Source organism: Bradyrhizobium sp. 63_E2_N1_3 (assembly GCF_052076005.1).
Taxonomy (GTDB): Bacteria; Pseudomonadota; Alphaproteobacteria; order Rhizobiales; family Xanthobacteraceae; genus Bradyrhizobium; species Bradyrhizobium barranii.
The window spans coordinates 3947609-3970121 of the sequence record NZ_CP197235.1 but is presented as its reverse complement, the minus strand read 5'-3'; the positions used below and the strand labels follow the sequence as shown (position 1 = coordinate 3970121).

23 protein-coding genes are annotated in these 22513 nt (G+C 65.4%); 10 read left to right on the top strand and 13 right to left on the bottom strand.

What is annotated here, in order from left to right:
* Positions 1-55: 55 nt before the first annotated feature.
* Entirely contained in the window at positions 56-304 is a 249-nt protein-coding gene (locus AB7531_RS18725) for a type VI secretion system-associated protein TagO (RefSeq protein ID WP_063982775.1), read from the bottom strand.
* Positions 305-360: 56 nt separating this feature from the next.
* Entirely contained in the window at positions 361-555 is a 195-nt protein-coding gene (locus AB7531_RS18720) for a hypothetical protein (RefSeq protein WP_063982774.1), read from the bottom strand.
* Positions 556-847: 292 nt separating this feature from the next.
* Here AB7531_RS18720 and AB7531_RS18715 point away from each other — a divergent pair, with 292 nt between their 5' ends.
* Positions 848-1486: an HAD family hydrolase gene (locus tag AB7531_RS18715; protein ID WP_441280031.1), complete on the top strand. Its 639-nt coding sequence runs from the start codon at positions 848-850 to the stop codon at positions 1484-1486.
* Here the strand turns inward: AB7531_RS18715 and AB7531_RS18710 are convergent.
* The gene (locus AB7531_RS18710) at positions 1483-2523 is read right to left on the bottom strand and encodes a phenylacetaldoxime dehydratase family protein (protein ID WP_063982772.1); all 1041 of its coding nucleotides are present in this window, start codon (positions 2521-2523) and stop codon (positions 1483-1485) included. The genes AB7531_RS18715 and AB7531_RS18710 overlap by 4 nt on opposite strands.
* Before the next feature lie 28 nt (positions 2524-2551).
* On the bottom strand, positions 2552-3568 hold the full coding sequence (locus AB7531_RS18705; RefSeq protein ID WP_063982771.1) for a carbon-nitrogen hydrolase family protein: 1017 nt from the start codon (positions 3566-3568) through the stop codon (positions 2552-2554).
* 196 nt (positions 3569-3764) lie between these two features.
* Between AB7531_RS18705 and AB7531_RS18700 the strand changes: the two genes are divergently transcribed.
* The 5 genes from AB7531_RS18700 to AB7531_RS18680 all read left to right on the top strand — a co-directional run bounded on the left by AB7531_RS18700 (position 3765) and on the right by AB7531_RS18680 (position 8372).
* The gene (locus AB7531_RS18700) at positions 3765-4721 is read left to right on the top strand and encodes a helix-turn-helix domain-containing protein (protein WP_063982770.1); all 957 of its coding nucleotides are present in this window, start codon (positions 3765-3767) and stop codon (positions 4719-4721) included.
* A 99-nt stretch (positions 4722-4820) separates the two neighbouring features.
* Entirely contained in the window at positions 4821-5057 is a 237-nt protein-coding gene (locus AB7531_RS18695; protein WP_063982769.1) for a hypothetical protein, read from the top strand.
* Positions 5058-5173: 116 nt separating this feature from the next.
* On the top strand, positions 5174-6199 hold the full coding sequence (locus AB7531_RS18690; protein WP_063982768.1) for an aldo/keto reductase: 1026 nt from the start codon (positions 5174-5176) through the stop codon (positions 6197-6199).
* Between the two features lie 183 nt (positions 6200-6382).
* Positions 6383-7804 (top strand): MFS transporter, encoded by a 1422-nt coding sequence (locus tag AB7531_RS18685; protein WP_063982767.1) that lies wholly within the window; start codon positions 6383-6385, stop codon positions 7802-7804.
* 109 nt (positions 7805-7913) lie between these two features.
* Entirely contained in the window at positions 7914-8372 is a 459-nt protein-coding gene (locus tag AB7531_RS18680) for a PEGA domain-containing protein (RefSeq protein WP_063982766.1), read from the top strand.
* Positions 8373-8443: 71 nt separating this feature from the next.
* Here AB7531_RS18680 and clpA read toward each other — a convergent pair whose 3' ends face one another.
* A complete protein-coding gene (gene clpA, locus AB7531_RS18675) occupies positions 8444-10858 on the bottom strand; it encodes an ATP-dependent Clp protease ATP-binding subunit ClpA (RefSeq protein WP_014494656.1) in 2415 nt (804 codons plus the stop codon).
* A gap of 291 nt (positions 10859-11149) precedes the next feature.
* A complete protein-coding gene (clpS, locus tag AB7531_RS18670; RefSeq protein ID WP_014494655.1) occupies positions 11150-11482 on the bottom strand; it encodes an ATP-dependent Clp protease adapter ClpS in 333 nt (110 codons plus the stop codon).
* Positions 11483-11932: 450 nt separating this feature from the next.
* On the opposite strand from clpS, the gene AB7531_RS18665 reads away from it, so the two are divergent.
* Entirely contained in the window at positions 11933-12205 is a 273-nt protein-coding gene (locus AB7531_RS18665) for a hypothetical protein (RefSeq protein WP_084795099.1), read from the top strand.
* 117 nt (positions 12206-12322) lie between these two features.
* Here the strand turns inward: AB7531_RS18665 and AB7531_RS18660 are convergent, their stop codons facing one another.
* Complete coding sequence (locus AB7531_RS18660) at positions 12323-12661, bottom strand: phasin family protein (protein ID WP_014494653.1); 339 nt, start codon at positions 12659-12661, stop codon at positions 12323-12325.
* 389 nt (positions 12662-13050) lie between these two features.
* On the opposite strand from AB7531_RS18660, the gene AB7531_RS18655 reads away from it, so the two are divergent.
* Positions 13051-14901, top strand: a complete 1851-nt coding sequence (locus tag AB7531_RS18655; RefSeq protein ID WP_231142133.1) for a D-alanyl-D-alanine carboxypeptidase — start codon at positions 13051-13053, stop codon at positions 14899-14901.
* 218 nt (positions 14902-15119) lie between these two features.
* On the opposite strand, the gene AB7531_RS18650 is transcribed toward AB7531_RS18655, so the two are convergent.
* From AB7531_RS18650 to AB7531_RS18635, 4 genes are all read right to left on the bottom strand, one after another.
* The gene (locus AB7531_RS18650) at positions 15120-15845 is read right to left on the bottom strand and encodes a DnaJ domain-containing protein (RefSeq protein WP_063982763.1); all 726 of its coding nucleotides are present in this window, start codon (positions 15843-15845) and stop codon (positions 15120-15122) included.
* Between the two features lie 59 nt (positions 15846-15904).
* A complete protein-coding gene (locus tag AB7531_RS18645) occupies positions 15905-16648 on the bottom strand; it encodes a hypothetical protein (protein ID WP_063982762.1) in 744 nt (247 codons plus the stop codon).
* Positions 16649-16793: 145 nt separating this feature from the next.
* A complete protein-coding gene (locus tag AB7531_RS18640) occupies positions 16794-17654 on the bottom strand; it encodes an alpha/beta fold hydrolase (protein ID WP_063982761.1) in 861 nt (286 codons plus the stop codon).
* 342 nt (positions 17655-17996) lie between these two features.
* Complete coding sequence (locus tag AB7531_RS18635; protein WP_063982760.1) at positions 17997-18920, bottom strand: division plane positioning ATPase MipZ; 924 nt, start codon at positions 18918-18920, stop codon at positions 17997-17999.
* 280 nt (positions 18921-19200) lie between these two features.
* Between AB7531_RS18635 and panC the strand changes: the two genes are divergently transcribed.
* Together panC and AB7531_RS18625 are read left to right on the top strand one after the other, a co-directional pair.
* The gene (panC, locus tag AB7531_RS18630; RefSeq protein WP_063982759.1) at positions 19201-20052 is read left to right on the top strand and encodes a pantoate--beta-alanine ligase; all 852 of its coding nucleotides are present in this window, start codon (positions 19201-19203) and stop codon (positions 20050-20052) included.
* Between the two features lie 76 nt (positions 20053-20128).
* Complete coding sequence (locus AB7531_RS18625) at positions 20129-20878, top strand: hypothetical protein (RefSeq protein WP_084795098.1); 750 nt, start codon at positions 20129-20131, stop codon at positions 20876-20878.
* Positions 20879-20887: 9 nt separating this feature from the next.
* On the opposite strand, the gene AB7531_RS18620 is transcribed toward AB7531_RS18625, so the two are convergent.
* Both AB7531_RS18620 and AB7531_RS18615 read right to left on the bottom strand, forming a co-directional pair.
* Positions 20888-21328 (bottom strand): DUF1489 family protein, encoded by a 441-nt coding sequence (locus AB7531_RS18620; protein ID WP_028155001.1) that lies wholly within the window; start codon positions 21326-21328, stop codon positions 20888-20890.
* A 43-nt stretch (positions 21329-21371) separates the two neighbouring features.
* Positions 21372-22367, bottom strand: coding sequence for a hypothetical protein (locus tag AB7531_RS18615; protein ID WP_063982758.1), 996 nt, complete (start codon positions 22365-22367; stop codon positions 21372-21374).
* Positions 22368-22513: the final 146 nt, after the last annotated feature.

Here is a 22513-nt window from a genome sequence, read left to right as displayed (position 1 = left end):
CGCCGGCGAATTCTGTCGTCCGTCACTTCTGCCACGCGCTGCTTGATTGCAAACCTCAACAGCCGCGACAGATATTCTTCAGCTTCGCTGCGGTTCTGGCCTCTTCCGCAATGAAGGGGTCCTTGTAGGCAGCCCGCGCTGCGTCTTGTTCGGCAGCAGTGGGTTGCTTCGCTTTCGGCGGAAACGCGGCGTCGTAACAGGCAAGCCGTCCGCTCGTGCTCTCGATCGCGCGGCAGTCCGGCTCTTTGGCGACTGCACTTTGCACGAATGTGCCAAGCGCCAGTGCGACAATAAGTATTTTCATACGGGTATCGTTCCTCGCGGAGGATCCGGGCGCGCCGCTTGACGCCCCTGCGCTCCTCATGCCTCGAACTGGTCGAACTCGTCAGACAGCAGAACCCGGCCCTGCGGCGTGCATATCCGCACGTCGACATAGCCTTCCTGCAACAGCTCCCTCGCCTTCTTCAGAGCGGCGGCCGTCGTGGTGCGGGCCAGGCTGACGTAGCCGCTTTGATCGCGTCCGCTCACCAGATATTGGAGCGGCGTCCTATCCATGCAGAAAAGCCGCAGCGGCCACCAGGAGCAACAGAAACAGCGGGACGATCACCGGCGGCACGATCCAGTCGGCCAGATTAAAGCGAGGCATGCGCGCTCCTCCTCGTTCGGCGGGAGCGCTAGTGACCCTCAGTCACCGATGGATGCCATGGGAAGGGCGGTGATCGCAGGACTTTACGCTTATGCCCTGCCAATAGCGAGCTTTAAAACGTCGCGCGACGCGGCGGCGTTGCCTTGAGCAGCGGCGTCGTTTAGGTCAAACAACGACGGTATCAACACGGGCACGACTGGCATGGCTACAATCTTCTTCGATCTCGACGGCACGCTGACCAACCCGAAGCCCGGGATCACCCGCTCGATCCAATACGCGCTGGAGCGGCTCGAGCTTGCCGTGCCGAGCGAGGACGAGCTGACCTGGTGCATCGGGCCGCCCCTGCACGCCAGCCTGAAGAAGCTCACTGGAAGCGACGCGCTAGCCGACCGCGCGCTACTGCTCTATCGCGAGCGATTTGCCGATATCGGCCTGTTCGAGAACGAGGCCTATGCCGGCATCATCGACACGCTGACGACGATCGCCGCAACCAGCCAGCGCATGTTCGTCGCCACCAGCAAGCCCGCGGTCTACGCCATCCGCATCGTCGATCATTTCGGCCTGAAGCCGTATTTCGAGCGGGTGTTCGGCTCCGAGCTCGACGGCACGCGTGTCGACAAGCGCGACCTGCTGCGCTATGCGCTCGACGAAACGACGGTCGATCCCGGCAGCGCGATCATGATCGGCGACCGCAGCCACGACGTGATCGGCGCCCGCACCAACGGCATGACCGCGATCGGCGTGCTCTATGGTTATGGCAGCGAGGCCGAGCTGCGGGATGCCGGCGCACATCACATCTGCGCCGCGCATCCCGAACTGCTCGGTCACTGCGCAGCCTAGGCGCTGACGGTCTCGACCGCCGCCAGCATGCCGGTCTTCGAATGGCAGTTCAGATATTCGAAGAGCTGCTCGTCCGCGGCCGCCACCGTGACCTCGTGATAGAGCCGTAGCTTTGCCGACGGCCCGAGCGTCGACAGGTATTTCATCGCCGCGCCGAATATCTTGACGTGGGTCGGATGTGACTCCGCCCAGCGCTCCAGTGCGGCAAGGCTCTTCCACCAGCTCTGGCCGTAGGACTTTTCGCTCTCGCTGCCGTCGGCGGAGAGCACCTGCATGTAGCGGTTGGCGTAGCAGCCGATGCCAAGCCCGTCGTCGCGCAGAAAATCCATGCCCTCGCGCAGCACCGGCTCGACATCGTCGAGATAGAGCTTTCGCTCGGATGCCTCCGTATCGCTCCAGTCCTGCCCGGAGCGGATCAGGCAGAGATTGTCGTGCGCCTTCACCCGCAGCCGCGCGCCGTCGCGGATCAATTCCGGCGTGCCGCCCGGCGTCATCGGATCGGTCTGCGACAGAGGCATGCGATCGCGCATGCCGCCCCAATAGGCGTGCTCCTGCACCTCGCCGCTCATGCCGTCGGCGATTGCGGCCACGCCCTCGGGCCGGTCGAGCGAGGAGAACAGCGTCTCGTGCCGGGCGACCGTGGGACGCAGCACCTCGATGAAGGTGCCGATGCCCTCGTGCGCCTTCACAGTCCACGCCTCGCGTGCCGGCGCGAACCATGCGTCGAAGCGCGCGACGTCGTCCCAATAGGCAACCGACACGACGGTCTCATAACCGGCGCGGTCGACGTAGCGGGCGCGGTCCCAATGCGAAGGCCCGCCCTCGGCAGCAAACCGCGCCGCGATCTCGGCGAGTGCCTCCGTCGCAGCCGCCGGCGCCGCGCCGCGATACTGCAGACCGAAATAGGCCATCACGACGCGGCTTACGGCGGGCTTGTAGCGCGCCACGAACGACGGATATGGCGGCTGGTAGTCGTCCGGCACGCGCTTGTGGCGCGTGCGCTGGGTCTCGAGATGCAGAGGAATTGCGGATTCCATGATCGTACCCTCCCCTTGATCCCGGCGATCAGCTCGCCGCCGCCGCGATATCCGTGGGCTCAATGGTGTCGACCGGCAGCGCGAACTGCTCGACGCGCTGGTATCGCTTCTTGTTGAGCAGTAGCCGCGTCACGTCGGGCCGCGAATAATGCCCGGCGGGATCGGCAGCGTTCTTGGCAACACCGATGGCGCCGAGATCGATCTCGGCAATCAGCAGCCCCTCCTGGTCCGGCGCCAGCTTGTCGCCGATCTGGCTGCCGTCGGGGCCGTAGATCGCGGCGAACCCGCCGCCCACGTGCAGCAACGCATTCTTGTCCGGGCGGTCGCAGAGCTCGTCGATCATGGCCTGCGAGACCGTCGCGCACGGCGCGAGCACGAAGCAGGAGCCCTCCACCGCATAGACGCGCGAGGCGGCATTGTTGACCTCGGCGCCGAGCGCCGGCGCAAAGGGATCGTAGAGCGAGAAGCTCGGCCAAGCCGCGACATGCACCTGCTCGTTCTGGGCGTACATCGCATATTTCGACAATGGCTGGAGATGCTCCCAGCAGCACAATGCGCCGATGCGGCCGATGTCCGATCTTGCGTGGACGGCGAGATCGCTGCCGTCACCCTCGCCATAGACCGTGCGCTCGGCATGGGTCGGCCGCAGCTTGCGGCGCTTTGCGATGGTCTCGCCGTCGGGCCCGATCAGCCATTGCGCCAGATAGAGACTGCCGCCGTCACGCTCGGACAGGCCGAGCACGGCGGTGAGCTTTGCCTTGCGTACGGCGTCGCGCAGCCGCTCGGCCTGCGGACTGTCATAGGACAGCGAGTTGTCGAAGTAGCGCTGCACGAAGCCGCGGCCGATCGCCCAGGCCGGCGAGTCCATCCAGATATGCCAGGGGTAGCCGGGGATGAAGGCCTCGGGAAAGGCGATCAGCTTGGCGCCCTTCTCGGCGGCGTCCCCGATCAGCGCGATCGACTTGTCGATCGAGGCGTCGAGATCCAGCCAGGCGGGCGCCGCCTGCACCACCGCGACCTTGTATTTCGGATGTTCGATGCCCATTCCCGCCTCCATTGCCGGTTGATCGGAAGCCACGTCCGATGCAGTCTATTTGGCCAAGCCACCCGGCCGGGCGCTCGACCGCAGTGGAACAAAAACTCGACTGGCCGGGATCGCCGACGGGTACGGGACTTGCCTTCGGTCTGGCTGGATCTGCGCCAACATGCGGTTTTGCTGGATGTGACAGGGAGGCTTGCCGATGCCAATCCAGTTCACGACAGACGGCAGCCCCGGCTACCGCCGGCTGGCGCTGTGGCAGGACATCGTCTGCGACGTCTTCGTCGGGCTCGACTGCAAGTCCGACCTCGGCAGCGCCTTTCGCGGCTCGGTCACGCAGGCCCCGCTCGGCAGGGCCGTGTGCTCCGAGGTCTGCTCCGACCGCCAGCACGTGTTCCGGACGCCGTCCCGCATCGCGCGTTCGGATCAGGATTTTGTCCTGGTCGCACTCGGCAATCGCGGCGACGGAGGCGTGGTGCAGGACGGCCGCGAGACCGTGATCCATCCCGGCGAGTTCGCGCTCTACGACACGACGCGTCCCTATGAGCTGAAGTTCAACCACGCCTTCGCGCAGACCATCTTCAAGGTGCCGCGCGAAATGTTGCAGCGCCGGCTCGGCGCCACCGAGACGCTCACCGCGATGTCGTTCGGCGCCGATGTGCCGCTCGAACGGCTCGCCTATGATTTCATCTTCAGGCTTTGCCAGAGCGCGGACCGACTTACCCCGGACAACGCTGCGGCGTTGTCGGAGCAGGCCGTCGATCTGCTCGCGATGGCGCTGAGCGAACGGCTTGGCAAGACATCGCTGCCGTCCTCCACCCATCGCTCCGCCCTGCTCTATCGCTTGAAGGCCCACATCCGCACTCACCTAGCGGATCCCGACCTCTCGCTGTCGGAGGCCGCTGCTGCACTCGGCATCTCGCCACGCTATGTGAACGATCTCCTCGCCGACGAGGATACCTCGTTCCAGCGCCACGTGCTTGCCGAGCGTCTGGCCCAATGCCGGCGTGACCTCGCCTCGCCCGTGCTGGCCCATCGCCACGTCAGCGAGATCGCCTTCGCCTGGGGCTTCAACGACCTCTCGCATTTCGGCCGCGTTTTCCGCGAGCATTTCGGAATGTCGCCACGCGACTTCAGGCAGAGCCAGTTGCGGCACTGACATCCAGCCAGCTATCACCTTGAGCCTTCGCTGCAGGCGAAGGCAAGGCTCGTCAATTCCAGATTGCCTTGTCCAGCTGCGCGCATCAGGCTGGCGTGCATGAGGACTCACGCCACCATAAGCGGCTCGGAGCTATTGCTGGGTGTGATCGCGATCAGGCTCGCGGTGCTGGTCCTGGTGGGCTGGGGCCTGACGCTGCTGCCGCGGCAGGCGCGTGACGGCGAAGCTGCCTGCTTCCCCTCGCCCGCAACCAGGGTCGAGGTTCAGTCATCGGTGAAGTCGCCCGGCGCGCGCCTTGCCGATGCAGCATTCGATGACATGCGCCTGCACGACTAGGCCATTCCCGAGCAAGGCCGGTATGTGAGCGCGTGATAGGACGCGGCCCGCGCTTGCATTACCATCGCACCCCAAGGCCGCACCGATCAACCAGCGGCCAGCCGAGGAGCATATCGATGGAATACCGACGCTTGGGCCGATCCGGCCTCATGGTGCCCGCTTTGAGCCTGGGAACGGGCACCTTCGGCGGCGTCGGCCGCCTTGCTGCATGGGGTACAACGGACGCGACCGAGGCGCGGCGCCTTCTGGATATCTGCCTCGATGCCGGGGTGTCGATGTTCGACACCGCCAACGTCTATTCCCTCGGCGAATCCGAGCGCGTCCTCGGCGAGGCCATCAAGGGTCGCCGCGACAAGGTTCTGATCTCGACCAAGGCCACCTTCCGCTTCGGCGATGGACCCAACGACATCGGCTCGTCACGGCAGCATCTGCTCGCGGCCATCGACGGTTCGCTGAGCCGGCTCGGCACCGATTACATCGACCTGTTCCAGCTTCACGGCTTCGACGCGTTCACCCCGCCTGAAGAGGTGCTTGCGACTCTCGACGTGCTCGTGCGCGCCGGCAAGATCCGCTATGTCGGCGTCTCCAACTTTTCGGGCTGGCACCTGATGAAGTCGCTCTCGGTTGCCGACAAGCATGGCTTCCCACGCTATGTCGCCAATCAGACCTACTATTCCCTGATCGGGCGCGACTACGAATGGGAGCTGATGCCGCTCGGCGTGGACCAGGGGCTCGGCGCGGTGGTCTGGTCGCCGCTCGGATGGGGGCGCCTCACCGGAAAAATCCGACGGGGTCAACCGAAGCCCGAGGTCAGTCGCCTGCCCAAGACCGCCGATTTCGGCCCGCCCGTGCCCGATGAGCACGTCTATCGCGTGGTCGAGGCGATCGACGAGGTCGCCAAGGAAACGGGCAAGAGCGTCTCGCAGATCGCGCTGAACTGGCTGCTCCAGCGTCCGACGGTCTCGACGCTGATCATCGGCGCGCGCAACGAGACGCAGCTGCGCGAAAATCTCGGCGCGGTTGGGTGGACGTTGACCAAGGACCAGATCGCAAAGCTCGATGCCGCGAGCAAGGTGACCTTGCCCTATCCCTACTGGCACCAGCGCACCACCTTCACCGACCGCAATCCGCCGGCGGTGTAGGGACGGCTAACTGCCCGACCGCTCGGCTCCCCGAGCCCTCGCGAGAGCGGTCCCGACCCGTTTTCCTGTGCCGGAAGGCCTGCTTCCGGCACAGGAACTGTCCGGGTCCTGCCGGGTTGCGATCCATCCTGCAATTTCCTAATCCGGGGATGAATCACGGCTCCAATCAGGCTCGCCTCCATCATGTCGTCTGCCCCGATCGAGCATGCCGACGGCCTGCCGCAGCCGCTGCGCAACCAGGCGGTGCTGACGATTGCGCTCGGCATCATCATGGCGGTCGTCGACAGCGCCATCGCCAACGTGGCGCTGCCGACGATCGCAGCCGACCTCGATGCGAGCCCGGCCTTCTCGATCTGGATCGTCAATGGCTACCAGCTCGCGATCACGATCTCGCTGCTGCCGCTGGCGTCGCTCGGCGAGATCGTCGGCTATCGCCGCGTCTATCTGGCCGGGCTCGTCCTGTTCACGCTCGCATCCGCCTTCTGCGCGCTCGCGCATACGCTGCCGCTGCTGACGATCGCGCGCATCATCCAGGGTTTTGGCGCCGCCGGCATCATGAGCGTCAACGCGGCACTGGTGCGCTTCACCTACCCGCGCAGCCAGCTCGGCCGCGGCATCGGGATCAACGCGCTCGTCGTCGCCTTCTCGGCCGCGGTCGGCCCGACGCTCGCCGCGGGAATCCTGGCGGTCGGAACCTGGCCCTGGCTGTTCGCCATTAACGTCCCGCTCGGTGCAGTGACGCTGGTGCTCGGCCTGCGCAGCCTGCCGCACACAAAACCCGCCGGCCGTTCCTTCGACTGGCAGAGCGCAGGGCTGTCCGCGATCACCTTCGGCGTCGGCATCGCGGCCGTCGACAGCGTCGGTCATGGCGAGGCCGCCATCACCTGTCTCGTTCAATTCGCCATCGCCATCGTCGCGGGCGCGCTGCTGATCTACCGCGAAACCCACATGACCTCGCCGCTCTTGCCGGTCGACCTGTTGCGCATCCCGGTGTTCGCGCTGTCGATTGCGACCTCGATCGCCTCGTTCTGCGGGCAGATGCTGGCCTTCGTCGCTATCCCCTTCTACCTCCAGAGCCGCTTCGGTTATTCGGCGGTGCATATGGGACTTCTGATCACGCCATGGCCGATCGCGGTGGCGTTCGCAGCCCCGCTCGCCGGCCGCCTGGTCGAGCATTATCCGGCCGGCCTGCTGGGCGGCATCGGGCTCACGCTGTTTGCCTGCGGCCTCGGCGCACTCGCCTTCCTGCCTGCAAGCCCGACGCCGCTCGACGTGATCTGGCGGATGGCGCTGGCGGGGGCCGGCTTCGGCCTGTTCCAGACCCCCAACAACCGCACCATGATCGCGGCCGCCCCGCGCGAGCGCGCCGGCGGCGCCAGCGGCATGCTGGGCACGGCGCGCCTGCTCGGCCAGACCACCGGCGCGGCGCTGGTGGCGCTGCTGCTCGGCCGCTATCCGACCGAGGGAACCAGGATCGCGCTCCTTGTCGGCGTCGGATTTGCGCTGTGCGGTGCAGTGCTGAGCATGCTGCGGCTGTCGCCCGCGGGCGCGCGCGGCGCCGAGCACGTCCGGGTACAGGACGACCAACGCCTGCGCGGCGAATAGCTCACGTCCAGGTTCAGCTGTCCTCACGCGCAACTTGTGCGTGGCTTAACTATCTGGACCAATGACGTATTGCCTGCGCTTCATTGACGCGGGGAATAAGGGGCATTTCATGCGTTCATTTGGAATTGTGGCGCTCAGCGTCATGCTGGGCGGCTGCGCGTCTGTCACGCGGGGCACGACCGAAAACATCAGCATCTCATCGACACCGTCGGGCGTGGAAGCCGTCGTCAGCGGAATGGAAGTTCCGACCACCTGCACGACGCCGTGCTCCGTGGTCGTCAAGCGGAACGCCGACATTTCGATCACCTTCCAGAAGGAAGGCTATGAACCGCAGATCGTGCCGCTCAGCCGGGACATACCGACCTCCGGGGCCGCCGGCTTCGCCGGAAATCTTTTGCTCGGCGGTGTCGTCGGCATGGGCGTCGATGCTGCCACCGGGGCGGCAACCGATCACAAGCCAAACCCTGTCATCGCGACCATGCAGCCGTCAGCTCCTGCCCGCGCGCGGCCACCCGCGCCGAAGAAGCCGCGGCCGCCGGCGGCGCCTGCGCCTGACACCGGCACCTAGCGCCTCGCAACGGCCACGCAAACAAAAAGGCCGGCTTTTCAGCCGGCCTTTTCATTTCATATCGCTCGCAATCAAGCCTTGACCAGCGGGCCCTTCGAGGTCGGCCCCTTCGAACCGCCGGAGCCACCACCGCCCGGCTTGGACTTGCCCGGCGGACGCTTGCGGGCGCCGGGCAGCTTCTCCTGCTTCGGCGTGATCGGACCGTCGAGGAACTCGAACCCGATCTTGTCCTTGGTCTCGTCGGCCTCGTCCTTGACCAGGACGACGCGGACGTGGCCGCCACCCTTGAGCTTGCCGAACAGCACCTCGTCAGCCAGCGGCTTCTTGATGTGCTCCTGGATGACGCGGGCCATGGGCCGTGCGCCCATCTGCTCGTCGTATCCATGCTGGACCAGCCAGGTCTTGGCGGGCTCGGACAGTTCGATGGTGACGTCGCGATCGCCGAGCTGCGCCTCGAGCTGAAGCACGAACTTCTCCACGACCGTGCCGATCACCTCGACGCTGAGATGGCCGAACGAGACGATGGCATCGAGACGGTTGCGGAATTCCGGCGCGAACTGCCGGTTGATCGCCTCGTGGTCGTCGCCTTCTCGCTTCGAGCGGGTGAAGCCGAACGCCTGCTTGGCGAGATCCGAAGCACCCGCATTCGTGGTCATGATCAGGATCACGTTGCGGAAGTTGACCTGCTTGCCGTTATGGTCGGTGAGTCGGCCGTGATCCATGATCTGGAGCAGCACGTTGTAGAGGTCGGGATGCGCCTTCTCGATTTCGTCGAGCAGAACCACGCAATGCGGATGCTGATCGACGCCGTCAGTGAGCAGGCCGCCCTGGTCGAAGCCGACATAGCCGGGAGGCGCGCCGATCAGGCGCGACACGGTATGCCGCTCCATGTATTCGGACATGTCGAAGCGCAGCAGCTCGACGCCGAGCGACGCCGCGAGCTGCTTTGCGACTTCGGTCTTGCCGACGCCGGTCGGACCCGAGAACAAATAGCAGCCGATCGGCTTCTCCGGCTCGCGCAAACCGGCACGCGCCAGCTTGATCGATGCGGCAAGCGACTCGATGGCCTTGTCCTGGCCGAACACGGTGCGCTTCAGGGTCTGCTCGAGATGCTTGAGCACCTCGGCATCGTCCTTCGACACGCTCTTCGGCGGGATCCGCGCCATCGAGGCGATCGTGGTCTCGATCTCCTTGATGCCGATCGTCTTCTTGCGCTTGTTCTCGGCCACCAGCATCTGCGCCGCGCCGGACTCGTCGATCACGTCGATCGCCTTGTCGGGCAGCTTGCGGTCGTGGATGTAGCGCGAGGAGAGCTGCACCGCAGCCTCGATCGCCTCGTTGGTGTACTTCAGCCGGTGGTAGTCCTCGAAGTAAGGCTTGAGGCCCTTGAGGATCGCGATCGCGTCCTCGACCGTCGGCTCGTTGATGTCGATCTTCTGGAAGCGCCGCACCAGCGCGCGGTCCTTCTCGAAGTGCTGGCGGTATTCCTTGTAGGTGGTCGAGCCCATGCAGCGGATCGTGCCCGAGGCAAGCGCCGGCTTGAGCAGGTTCGACGCATCCATCGCCCCGCCCGACGTCGCGCCCGCACCGATCACGGTGTGGATCTCGTCGATGAACAGGATGGCGTTGGGATGAGCTTCGAGCTCCTTCAGCACCTGCTTCAGGCGCTCCTCGAAGTCGCCACGATAGCGCGTGCCCGCGAGCAGTGTGCCCATGTCGAGCGAGAACACGGTCGCAGCCGCAAGAACCTCCGGCACCTCGCTGTCGACGATGCGCTTGGCGAGGCCCTCCGCGATCGCGGTCTTGCCGACGCCGGCCTCGCCCACGAACAGCGGGTTGTTCTTCTGCCGGCGGCACAGCACCTGGATCGCTCGGTTGATCTCGGAATTGCGTCCGATCACCGGATCGATCTTGCCGTCGCGCGCCTTCTTGTTGAGGTTGACGCAATAGGTCTCGAGCGCTTCGCCCTTCTTCTTGGCGTCCTCGGTACCCTTTGCCTCGGTCTCTTCGTCGACGCCGCGCACCGGCCGCGCCTCGGAGACGCCCGGCCGCTTGGCGATGCCGTGGCTGATGTAGTTGACGGCGTCATAGCGCGTCATGTCCTGCTCCTGCAGGAAGTACGCGGCATGGCTCTCGCGCTCGGCGAAGATCGCGATCAGCACGTTGGCGCCGGTCACCTCTTCGCGACCGGACGACTGCACATGGATCACCGCGCGCTGGATCACGCGCTGGAAACCGGCGGTCGGCTTGGCGTCGTCGGCGCCATCCGTCACCAGATTCTCGAATTCGGTTTCAAGGTAATTGACGAGGCTCGTGCGGAGCTTGTCGAGATCGACGCTACAGGCGCGCATGACGGCGGCTGCATCGGAGTCGTCGATCAGGGAGAGCAAGAGATGCTCGAGCGTCGCGTATTGGTGATGACGCTCGTTTGCGATCGCCAGCGCACGATGCAGGGATTGTTCAAGGCTTTGGGAAAAAGTCGGCATTCGCGTCCTCTATGGCCCCCACCATCATGATCGCCATCGCCCGGTCAGGCAACAACAACCTTTGTCACATATAGTTATACAAGACCGCGGCGAAAGACCGGTTCCGCGACTCAAATGGGCATTACGCGCCCACGGCATGCTCGATGCAAAACCCGTTCCGATTTGGGCAGAACTACCCATTTGGGCAGGATTGACGCCGCTGATTTTCGCGGGATCACGCAGCAGGATGTGCTGCCATCACATACCGCGCAACCAGAACCGATCTAAATAACTCTGGATGTGAACGCGCAGTTATTTCTTTTCCATCACGCATTGCAGCGGATGCTGGTGCTTGCGGGCGAAGTCCATCACCTGCGTCACCTTGGTCTCGGCGATCTCGTAGGTGAATACGCCGCACTCGCCGATGCCGTGATGATGGACATGCAGCATGATCTTGGTCGCGGCCTCGATGTCCTTCTGGAAGAACTTCTCCAGCACATGGACGACGAATTCCATCGGCGTGTAGTCGTCGTTCAGGATCAGCACACGATACAGGTTCGGCCGTTTGGTCTTCGGCTTGACCTTGGTGATGACAGACGTATTCGGCCCCGTCGGTCCGCCCGAACGGTTCTCGTCATTGCTCATACGAGGAGCGTGGGCAGCGGCTTGCGCGGACAGGTCTAGTCTGAAAGTCAGGTGCGGCATGGCTCAGGCGTTCAAATTCCCCACGGAAGCGAGTGACGGTCAGCCGCGCGGCCCCGCCCTTCGGAGCTTTGCACGGGCGCGCCGCCTTGTTGGATCACCGCTTCCAACCGGTCCGGTCAAGCCCGGCTCGATTGTAGGGAATATGGGCCCGCCCCCGGCTCGCCGCAAGCGTGCAACGGTCTGGCCAATATGGTCGAGGCAGTCCCGATTCCCGGTCCGGCGATCCTGACCAAGGTTAGTCAATCCGGACCGATTTGACAAAAGTTTCGGCCGGCACCGTTTAGAACATCTTCACCGGGAATCCGGCCGTTAAGCGGCAGCGGCGGTTTCGCGGGATACCTCCGGTTTTCTACGGTCCAATCGAGCTGCCGTTCAATCGCGTGGCCCCTGGTGCGCATGCGCGTCGCCATGCTGCTCGACAACGCCGGCTCGATGGCCCAGGACGGCAAGATGTCGGCGATGCCGACGGCCGCGAAGAACCTGGTCGATCAGCTCAGTGGCCTCGTGCTCCTCGCCGGCGGTCTCGATGCGCAGAATCGCTGGTGGTACAGCAATGCCTCGCAGATCGACACGCGACGGAAGAAGCTGCGCGACGACGCCAAGGCGAACGGCATCGACACGTTCTGTCCGGTGATGTCGGCGAGTCAGACCGTGTGGGGTTGACGTCGGTACGTCGCTGTCGAAGCTGCGCGTGGCGCGCTGAACCGGATCTTTGTCGCGACAACAAAAAAACCCGGCTGAACCAGCCGGGCTTTTCGATTCCAGGAGTTCCAGAGGACGTTAGTTGGCAGCCGGGGTGAACTTCGAAACGATGGTCTCGACCGGCTTGAACGCCTGCTTGGCGAGGTCGCTGTAGAGGCCGGCGATCTTCTGCGATTCCGCAACGAAGGTCTCGTAGCTGGAACGGGCGAAGTCGGTCTGCGCTTCCACGGCCTTGTCCAGCGACTTCACGCCGGAAAGCTTCTCGACGAAGGACTTGGTGTCTTCAAACGACTTCTTGGTGTAGTCGCCATACGCGCTGGCGATCGCCTGGAGGCCATGCTGCATCGAGGTCGCGGAAGCAACGCACTGCTCGAACTGCTCTTTCCCGTAGCTCTGAAAGTCTTCAACCTTGAACATTTCGGAATCCTTTTTCCCTGGCTTTGGTCCGGAAGCCCCGGCTCCCTGACTCCGCCCAAAAATAGTGCAACGCACAAAAAAGTCAAGAATCTTGTGCGACGCACAAAATTAGATGCAAATCGCTGAGATTCCCGGGGTTTCCCGCAATGGTTCCTTAAGCTTTTGGAAACCGCGGACCCCTACCCTGATTCCCTGGACGTGTTCAGCTTCCGCGAATGGTCAAAAGCCGTTCGAGAACATCACCTTAGCCAGAACAGCGGCTCAGGCCCAACGTTTCCCGCAGCGAACACCAGCGGAGAGACAGCCTGAGCAGGTAATGATCCCGGGTCGAGTGGGCACAATTTCGCCTCACGGGCCGGTGATCAAGTCAGAAACGGGGACGGGGTTTCATGCTTCGTAAAAACTTGTCTTCCTCGCGCTTGGCGCGGGTTGGCGTTTTCGGGCTTCTTACGGTCACCGCCGTAGTCATCTTCACCGATGCTGCCGAGGCACGGCGTCACCGGCGCAATTACGCGCACCACCGGGTGCAGCGCGATGTGTCCGACAGCTCCAGCCCGAAATTCGCATCGATCATCGTCGACGGCAATTCCGGCTCCGTGCTCCAGGCAACGAGCCCAGACGGAATCCGCCACCCCGCCTCGCTCACCAAGATCATGACGCTCTATCTGCTGTTCGAGCGCCTCGAGTCCGGCAGGATGAAGCTCGACACCGAGATGCCGGTGTCGCAGCACGCCGCCGATCAGGATCCGACCAAGCTGAACCTGCGTGCCGGCCAGACCATCCGCGTCGAGGACGCGATCAAGGGCCTCGTCACCCGCTCCGCCAACGATGCGGCCGTCGTGATCGCGGAAGCGATCGGCGGCGACGAGGACGACTTCGCCCAGATGATGACGCGCAAGGCGCGCTCGCTCGGCATGTCCAAGACGGTCTACCGCAACGCCAACGGCCTTCCCAACGACGAGCAGGTCACGACCGCGCGCGACCAGGCCACGCTCGGCCGCGCCATCCAGGAGCGCTTCCCGCGCTACTATCGCTATTTCGCGACCTCGACGTTCAATTGGCGCGGACAGTCGATCCGCAACCATAACCACCTGCTCGGCAGCGTCGAGGGCGTGGACGGCATCAAGACCGGCTACACCCGCGCCTCCGGCTTCAACCTCGTGACCTCGATGCGTCGCGGCAACCGCCACCTGATCGGCGTGGTGCTCGGCGGCCGCAGCGGCGGCTCGCGCGACGCCACCATGCGCAACCTGCTCGCGGAGAACCTCGAGAAGGGCGCCACCACCCACACCGTCGTCGCTGTCACCGAGCGCAACGGCGCAGATGCCAATACCGACGTCGCCGATGCATCGGAGACCCCGGCCCGCCCCGCTCCGCAGGTCCAGCAGGCCGCGGCCGCCCCTGCCCCCGAGACGGCCCCGCAGCGTCTCGCCTCGCGCCTGTCGGCGCTGGCGGCCGCGACCGCCGCGATGCCGCCGGCTCAAGCCAGGCCTGACACCAGCAAGCCCGAGGTTCGGCCAACTGAATCCAGGATCGAGCCCGCGCCGCTCACAAATGGCGTGATCTCCAGCCAGCCGCTCTCCATCATCCCCGGCTCGTCCGAGCCGATGAAGCCGGTCCGGGTGAAGACGGTTCAGGTCAAGGCCGGCACCGTGAAGGTCGCCTCCGCCGCCCCGGCTCAGGTCGCACCGCAGGTCACGAGCACGATTGCGGCCCGCTCCGACGTCGCGGAGACCTCCGGCGCCGTCGTCGCCCGCGCCGATCTCATCAACAAGCCCGAGATGGCGAGCCAGCCGGAAGCGCCGAAGGCCGAGCTCGCCCGCACCGAGATGCCCCGTCAGCCGGCGGGCTTCGGCACCGGCAACGGCATCCTCGGCGTGCTGCCGGCCGCAACGGCCACCGCGCCCACACCGGCTGCTGCGAAGCTCGCTTCGGCCGATCCTGTGCCGCAGCCGATCCAGATGAGCGCCACCACCAAGCCGGTCGTCACCCATAGCGGCTGGATCGTCCAAGTCGGCGCACTCGAGAGCGAGAACGAAGCCCAGCAGCGCATCGACGCCGCCCGCAGCTCCGCCCGCGGCCTGCTCAGCAAGGCCGACCCGTTCACCGAGCCGGTCCTCGCCAAGGACAATCGCAAGCTTTACCGGGCCCGTTTCGCCGGGCTCGAGCGGGACCAGGCCGAAGCCGTCTGCCGCGCCCTGAAGCGCGCCGACATCTCCTGCATCACCGTCCGCAACTGATCTGTCGTACCGCTCCAATCAAAATGCCCGCGCCTTGCGCGGGCATTTTTGTTTGGGGGATGCGGCGATGCCAGTTCCGCGACAACCTCTCGTCAAGGATTTACGGTTAAAACTTTACTCAAGGGATCGACCACGCCGACAAAGGCGGGCATCGGGGCGACGGCAGACAGAGCAAGCGGAGCTTACGCGGTACGGGCGTTTGTAGCGTAGTGCCGGAGTTAGCCGTTATGCGTGCGAAGCAGAGTATCCTTGGCCTCGTTCACACGGGCAGCGAGATACGTCGAGCCCCCCTGGTCGGGATGGAGTTTCTTCATCAGGGACTTGTGCGCCCGGCTGATGTCGTCGCGCCCCGCGCCCGGCTGCAGGCCAAGGATCTGATAGGCTTCCTCCGCCGTCATTTTGCCGCTCGGCGCCGTGCGGCGCTGCCGCCCTGCCGCATCGCCCTGCGCGTTCTGACGCCAAGCGGGAAACCGGCGGTCCAGATAGCTTTCAAGTAGGGCCACGCTCTCGGCGTCGAACGCCGGAGCCATCGCCAGCAGGCCAGCGAGATCGAACTCCTGGAGATCGCGCCCGGCGTGAGGACCGGCGACGATCTGGCCGGCGAGCTGCCCCGAATCGTGGTCGAGCCGCATGTCCAGGAATTGCGAGCGTACGCGCGAGGCCTGTCCGGCCGGGCGCGTTGCGCCACCGCCGAACAGCCCGCCGATATTGCCGAAGCCGGCATTCGCCAGCGGCGTCCAGCCCAGGAGCCCGGCGCCGAAAATCCCGAGCGGGATCGCCACCGCCAGCTCGCCCCGCAGGCCAGTGAACGCTGCGACCGCGAGCGCCACCACGCCGCCACCGAACTTGATGGTGCGCGCCAGCACCGCCGGATTGGCGGAGCGGAACATCTGGAGCAGCAGATAAAGCGTGATAACGGCGATGGCGCCGGCGATCAGGGTCATGGCCGGAATATAGTCGCCCTCACGGCAAAATGCATGGCGTCCGTCTCCGACGCGGGCCGCTACTTCATCTGCCCGATCAGCTTGGCCGCACCGCTCGCACTCTTGGCGAGTTTCAACAGCGCCTCCCGGCCGCCGGCGGCATAAGCCGCGGCCGCGCGCAGCAGCTCGCGAAGCTGCGCCGCCGCGCCGGGATCGAACCGGCACCAGGCCCCGCCGGTCAGCCGCGCGATCTCGCGAAAGGCCTGCTCGGCCACGGCGTCGGCGCCTTCCTGAAACACGAACACGGGGACCTTGAGCATGCCGAGCTCGCCGGCCTTGGCGCAGAGCTCGTCGACCTTCTCCTCCATGGCATCGCCGACGAAAACGACCGCACGCACGCCCGAAGCGACCGCCTCGCGCCGCACGTCGCTCAGCACCTTGCCGATCTGGGTGTCGCCGCCGCGACAGTCGATCTTGCTCATCAGCGTCGCGAGCTTCGCGCTGTCGGAGATCCAGCCCGTGGCGCGACACTCGTTCAAGCCGCGATAGTAGACGAGCCGGATGTCGAGGCTGCCGATCGCTGCGGCCTCGCGGAACATGTCCGCCTGGAGCGCGCAGGCCATGTCCCAGGTCGGCTGCCGGCTCATTGTCGCATCCAGCGCAAAAATCAGCCGCCCCTTCGCGCCGGGGGCATGCGGCGACAGCGCACGCGCCTTGGCGACGAACGCGGCGATGTCCTCCGCGGTGCTGGCTTGAGGCAGCGTGCCGCCGGTTTGGCTCGAGACGGCATCACGGCCACGCGGTTTGACGGGTTCGCCGGACATCCCTGCTCGCTTCTTGCGTGAGCGGCTAATGTGGATAGCGCCTGCGGCCCGGTCAATGTGCAAAGCCTCCGCGGGCGGATGCCGGCGGAGGCTTTGCGGGTCGTGCAGACGATCGGAGCGGTGTCGGTGTCAGCCTATGTCGGTGTCAGCTCTTGGCAGGCGCCATCAGAGCAACCGGACCGGGCTCCAGGATATTGGGCGGGGCCGAGCGCGTATCGACGGGCGCCACGGCGCTGTCGCCGTCGCTCAGGAACTTGTCGAGCATGCTCTGGATCGAGTTCTTCGCCGCATCCGGACCGGTGTCGCGCATGTCGTTGTGCTGGAATTCGGTCTTCACGACCTGGATGCCGGCCTTCTCGCATTCCTCGTCGGTCGGGATGACACCCGCGTCGGTCTTGAACTGCGGATCCTGCGAACGGAACGACAGGATCTTGAACTTGCCGGCAGTGACGAAGGGCACGCGCAGATTGTCGAGCGTGACGACCTTCTTGACCTCATCGGGATACTGCTTGGCGAAATACATCGTGATGTCGCCGCCCATGGAGTGGCCGACCATCGTCACCCTGTCGTAATCGGCGTTGGGCTGAACCTTCTTCATCTCCTGCATGGCGAGATGGATGTTGGCAACGCCGCGCAGGATCTGCGGCAACCGGCCGACATAGAGCTCACCGGGCTTGGTCACCATGGGAGGATCGGTCGGCAAATCATGCTGCGGGCTTACGACCATATAGCCGCGCGCCGCGAAGATGTTGGCGAGGAAGCCGTACTCGGTATTCTTGACGGTGTTGCCGTGATTGATCACGGCAACCGGCAGCGTGATCATGCCGGCATTGGCCTGCATTTCCTTGTCGCGGCGGACCGCGATATCGACAGGCACCGGACGGTTGTCGCGCGAGGCGTCGTAGAAGGTGACGGTCTCGTGCCTGATCGCCCACTTGCTCGCCGTGACATAGGCGACGCCGAAGAGGGCACTAACCGAAACCAGAACGGCAATTCCACGCTTCATTTTCGTCCTCAGCCTCAGGCTCTTGCGGCCTGAATCCCTGTTGAAAATCGTGTTCTTCCGGGGCTCTTCGGCCCCTGGTCGCCTATTCCCTAATATATGTCACAGCCGCGTGACAGGAAGCTTAAATATTGTGAACCTTCAGCCCTTTCATTGTGCGGCGCACGCGTTTCTTGGGCATCCCGTTCTCAGGCGGCTACGTCAGGTGCAGGCTACCATCCGACGCAACCGGTCTCGATTGGCTTCAATTTCACGGTAAACACAGGGTGAAACGGCCAAGCCCGCACTCAGTTCCGGCGGGAACCGGCAGCTTCAATCGGCTGGAAGTAGCGATATACCGCCACCTCAGGCGCCGAGGATGTCGTGGACCTCGAGCGGCTTGTCGACCTGGCTGAACCACTCGGCGCGATTTGCCGCACGGCGGCGGCCGCGTTCGTCGAGCGGCAGCTTGAGCTGGCGGAGCAGGCCCGTCACCTCTTCCCTCGCGGTGAGATGGCCAAGGTTGGGCCGCATGCCGAGCGTGGCCTCGTCGATCTCATCGAGCGCGGTCAGGCCGCGCGGAAAAAATTCGCGATAGACGACGCGCTCGGCGAAGCCGTCGACGTAGCGGAAGCCGAGCCGTAGCGACAAATCCTTGAGGCCCTCGGCGACGAGCTGCTTGTTGCGGGAGCCGAGCATCGACAGGCGGTTGCGCACGACGATCCAATCGGTGCTGGAGCCGTCGAGCTGGCGCCGCTTGCGCCTGACATCCCGCACCATCTCGGCATAGTGGCTCTCGCCCGTCACTGCGTAGTTGGCGGGATCGACGGTGCCGAGCACGTCGAAATCGAGGAAGCTGTCGTTGATCGGCGTGACCAGCGTGTCGGCCATCGAGTGCGCCAAGCGCATCAGATAGCTGTCGGTGCCCGGCGTATCGATGACGATGAAGTCGAAATTGCTTTCGACCGCCGAGACCGCCTCCATGAACTGCTGGAACTCGGAATTCTCGTTCTCGGCGATCTGCATGGTCTCGCCGAGCTTGATGCAGCGATGCACCGGCAGCTCGAGGCCGAGGCCGGTGCGGCGCGCCCAGGCGGAACGGTTGCCGATGTAGCGGGTAAAGCTCTGCTGACGGCAGTCGAGGTCGATCGTGGCGACGCGCTGGCCGGCCTTCAGCAGCGCGACCGCGATGTGCAGGGCGGTGGTCGACTTGCCGGAGCCGCCTTTTTCGTTGCCGAGCACGACGACATGCGCCGAGCCGGATTGGCCTTGGCTAGCCTGCACAAGCATAGCGATCCTCAACACCCCTGATGAATATCTTCGAGTTGGCCGCGTCTGCGGTCAAGTGAAATGCGTGACAGTAAATGCAAATCGCAGCGCGCCGTGTTCGAAATGAATCACGGCACCATCTCTCGCTTGTGATTCAGCCATGTCGCGACATCGTGCGCGGCCTCGCGCGGGATGCTGTGCCGCATCCGAATGCATGGCGTCCACGATCGGCGCTTGTTAAGGTTAGCCGGCCGGGCGCCGGGACGCGCCCGCTTCCCATTCCCAACCCCGTCGAGTCCTGATGTCACGAAGCCCCTTGATCGCCCGCACGGTCCCCGCCTTGCGACGCGCCGTCGACAATCTTCGCAAGCGAAAGGCCACGATCGCGCTGGTCCCGACCATGGGGGCGCTCCATGACGGACATGTGTCGCTGGTGCGCCTCGCCAGGCGGCGCGCGAGTCGCGTCGTGGTGTCGATCTTCGTCAACCCGACCCAGTTCGCGCCGACCGAGGACTTTGGTGCCTATCCGCGCACCTGGAAGTCCGATCTCGCCAAGCTCGCCGCCGAGGACGTCGACATCGTCTGGCACCCCGGCGCCGAGGCGATGTATCCGGACGGCTTTGCGACCCGCATCGTGCCGGAGGGGCCGGCGCTGGCCGGCCTCGAGGACCGCTTCAGGCCGCACTTCTTCGGCGGCGTCGCCACCGTCGTCGGCAAGCTGTTCACGCAATGCCGGCCGGATGTCGCAATCTTCGGCGAGAAGGACTTTCAGCAACTGCGGGTGGTGACGCAGATGGCGCGCGACCTCGACCTCGGCGTCAAGGTGACCGGCTCCCGCACCGTGCGCGAGCGCGACGGGCTCGCGATGTCTTCGCGCAACGTCTATCTCTCGCCGGAGGAGCGGCAGACCGCGACCACGTTGTACCGCGCCATGAAGGACAGCGCCGGGCGCATCCGCGCCGGCGAAGCGATCGCATCCGCGATGGCGCGCGGCGCCGGGATGATCACGTCGGCCGGCTTTGCGCTCGACTATTTCGAGGCGCGCCATGCCGAGACGCTGGCGCAGGTCACCTCGCGCAAGGACGGCCCGTTGCGGATCCTGGTGGCGGCCAAGCTCGGCACGACCCGGCTGATCGACAATATCGCGGTGTAACCGCCAGGGTCGATCTTGCGCGTTGCCTCGCCCGGATGGATGATCGGGGCGAGGAAACGAGCCGACCGGCAGGGGCATGTCATTCATCCGCACGATGATCGTGAACGGCGTGCTGGCGCTTGTCGCCGCGACTGCCGCCCAGGCACAACAGCGCCCGCCGATCGGCCTCTACGGGTCGCCGCCGGATGCGATGATCTTCTACGTCGCCCATGGCGCCGCCGGGGCCTGCGGACCGGGCTGCTCCGACTGGATCGCCGCCGAGGGCACGGTGCAATGGGACAGCTACAAGCGGCTGATCGCAATTCTCGATCGCCAGGCGGGACACAAGCTGCCGCTCGTCATCCATAGCCGGGGCGGCTCCAACCTCAATGTTGCGGTCAGCATGGGCCGCATCCTGCGCGACCGCGGCCTGGATGCCACCGCCGGCGCGACCGAGGTCGAGGCCTGCGCCGGCAAACCGGAGGCGGATTGTTTTGCGCTGAAGCGCCCAGGCGGGCCGCTCGACGCCAAGGTATCCTTGCCGGATCCGGCGTGCGATTTCGCGTGCGTCCTCATGCTCGCCGGCGGGGTGCATCGCAGCCTCCCGCAAGGTGCGACGGTGGTGCTGGCCGGCCGCTCCATCCGCAATCGCCGCGCGCCCAACGTGGCGCCCGAACAGCGCGAGAGCCTGACGGCGATCTTTGGCGAGCAGTATCGCAAGTACCTGCACGAGATGGGCGTCGAGCCCGAGCTGGTCGACATCATCGACGCCATCGGCGAAGGCGGACGTCCGGTCGTGATGCCGTCCTCCGACTGGGCGCGGCTGCACATCGTCACGCCGCCATGAGCGGCCGCGTCAGAGCAGTCCGAGATCGCGCAGCTCGCGTCGCATCGGCTCCGGCATCGCCGCGATCGAGCCGGCGGCCGACTTGCCGAGATCGGGCGGCACGGAATCGTCGCTGAGGTAGCGCCAGCCCTGGAACGGCCGCATCGGCCGCGGCGATACCGAGATCACCTTCGGCTGCATCACGATCCGGCAACGGCCGATGCCGTCCTTGTCGCGGAACGGCTCGATGCCGATGATCTTTTCACGCGCGGCGATCTCGCCCTTGATCACCCAGTAGAGCGATCCGCCCGCCAGGATCTCGGCGTCGCGCTTGGGCACCATGCGGGTGATGTGGATGTGATGTTGCGGCAGACCCTTCTTCTTGGCGGTCTGCATCCGTTCGGCGACCCACCCCTTCAATTCCTTGACGGAGTCGCAGCCGACGGCGAGCTTGATCAGATGTAGCGGCATGGCCCCAGCATTAGCCGGGCCGCCACGCATTTGGAATGCCGAACTATTCGTTATCCGCAGCCGCAGGAGCCGCGGCTGGGGGGGCCGGCGGGGCGAGCGGAACCGGTGCTGCGGCCGGCGCACGCGCGGCCTTCGGCGCCGGCGGCTTCTTCGCAGCCGGCGCCGCAGGAGCAGCAGCCTGCGCCGAGGTCGGAGCGGACGCGCGCGGCGCCGAGGCTGCGCCTCCGGCAGGCGCCGCCTGTCGCACCGCCGCCGTGGGCGGCTCCGGATTCATGATGCTCACCGGCGGCGTCGAAGACGCGCTCGGGAACTCCGCATTGGTCGGCCTGCCCGTCGGCATCGATGGCGGCATCCCGGCAAGCGCCGCGGTGGCCGGCATCGCCGGGGCCGTTGCGGGCGCGTTCCAGCCCGGCGCATAGCGTGCGACCAGCGTGTCGTAGAGATGGGAATCCATGTTGGCGGCGACCCGCTGCTGATCGGTCAGCGAGCGGAAGGCGGGGCAGTCGAACTGCGTGCAGCCGTCGCGCGCAACCAGCACCTGCGCGACGAAGCCGTAGCGATCGCGCTCGAGCGCCTTGCGCAGCACCTTCACGTCCAGCGTCAGGCTCTTCTCGGCGGTCGCGGCATCGCCGAGCGCGGTGAGCCGGTCGATCCGTGCGGCGGTGTAGGAGACCGCCGCAGCCGCCGCGTCAGGCGAGCCGAACAGCGCCTTCTCGCAACCAATCGCCACGGCATTGCCGGCGAGATCGTCGAGACAGGACAGCGCCGGCAGGCTGGCGACGACCGCGCTCTGCGCGCGCGCCTCGCCGGGCGGCGCCTCCTCCGCCGGACCATAGACGCGCACGGTGGCAGCCACGGCGATGGCAATGGAAAGCAGCGTGATGACGGTCAGCGCGCCGTTGGCAACCGACCTTTCGGCGCGCACCAGCGTAATCAGGAGAATCAGGCCGAGGAGGCCGGCGGCTACCAGGATCATCCACATCGGAAAGGCCTGTGGGCGCGAGATTTGGTCGAACGAAGTGGCCCATGCCCAGTTCATGCGCGACGTCCCTCACGCGAGCAAAGAGCGAATGGTCAAAGCGAGCCCCCGCGAGTCGGCAACTGCCCCCGGTTCACCATGTCGAGGCGAAGGGGGCCTTTTGACGGCGAGCGAAGCAAATTCCTTCGCGATGTCAACGCGCGGCA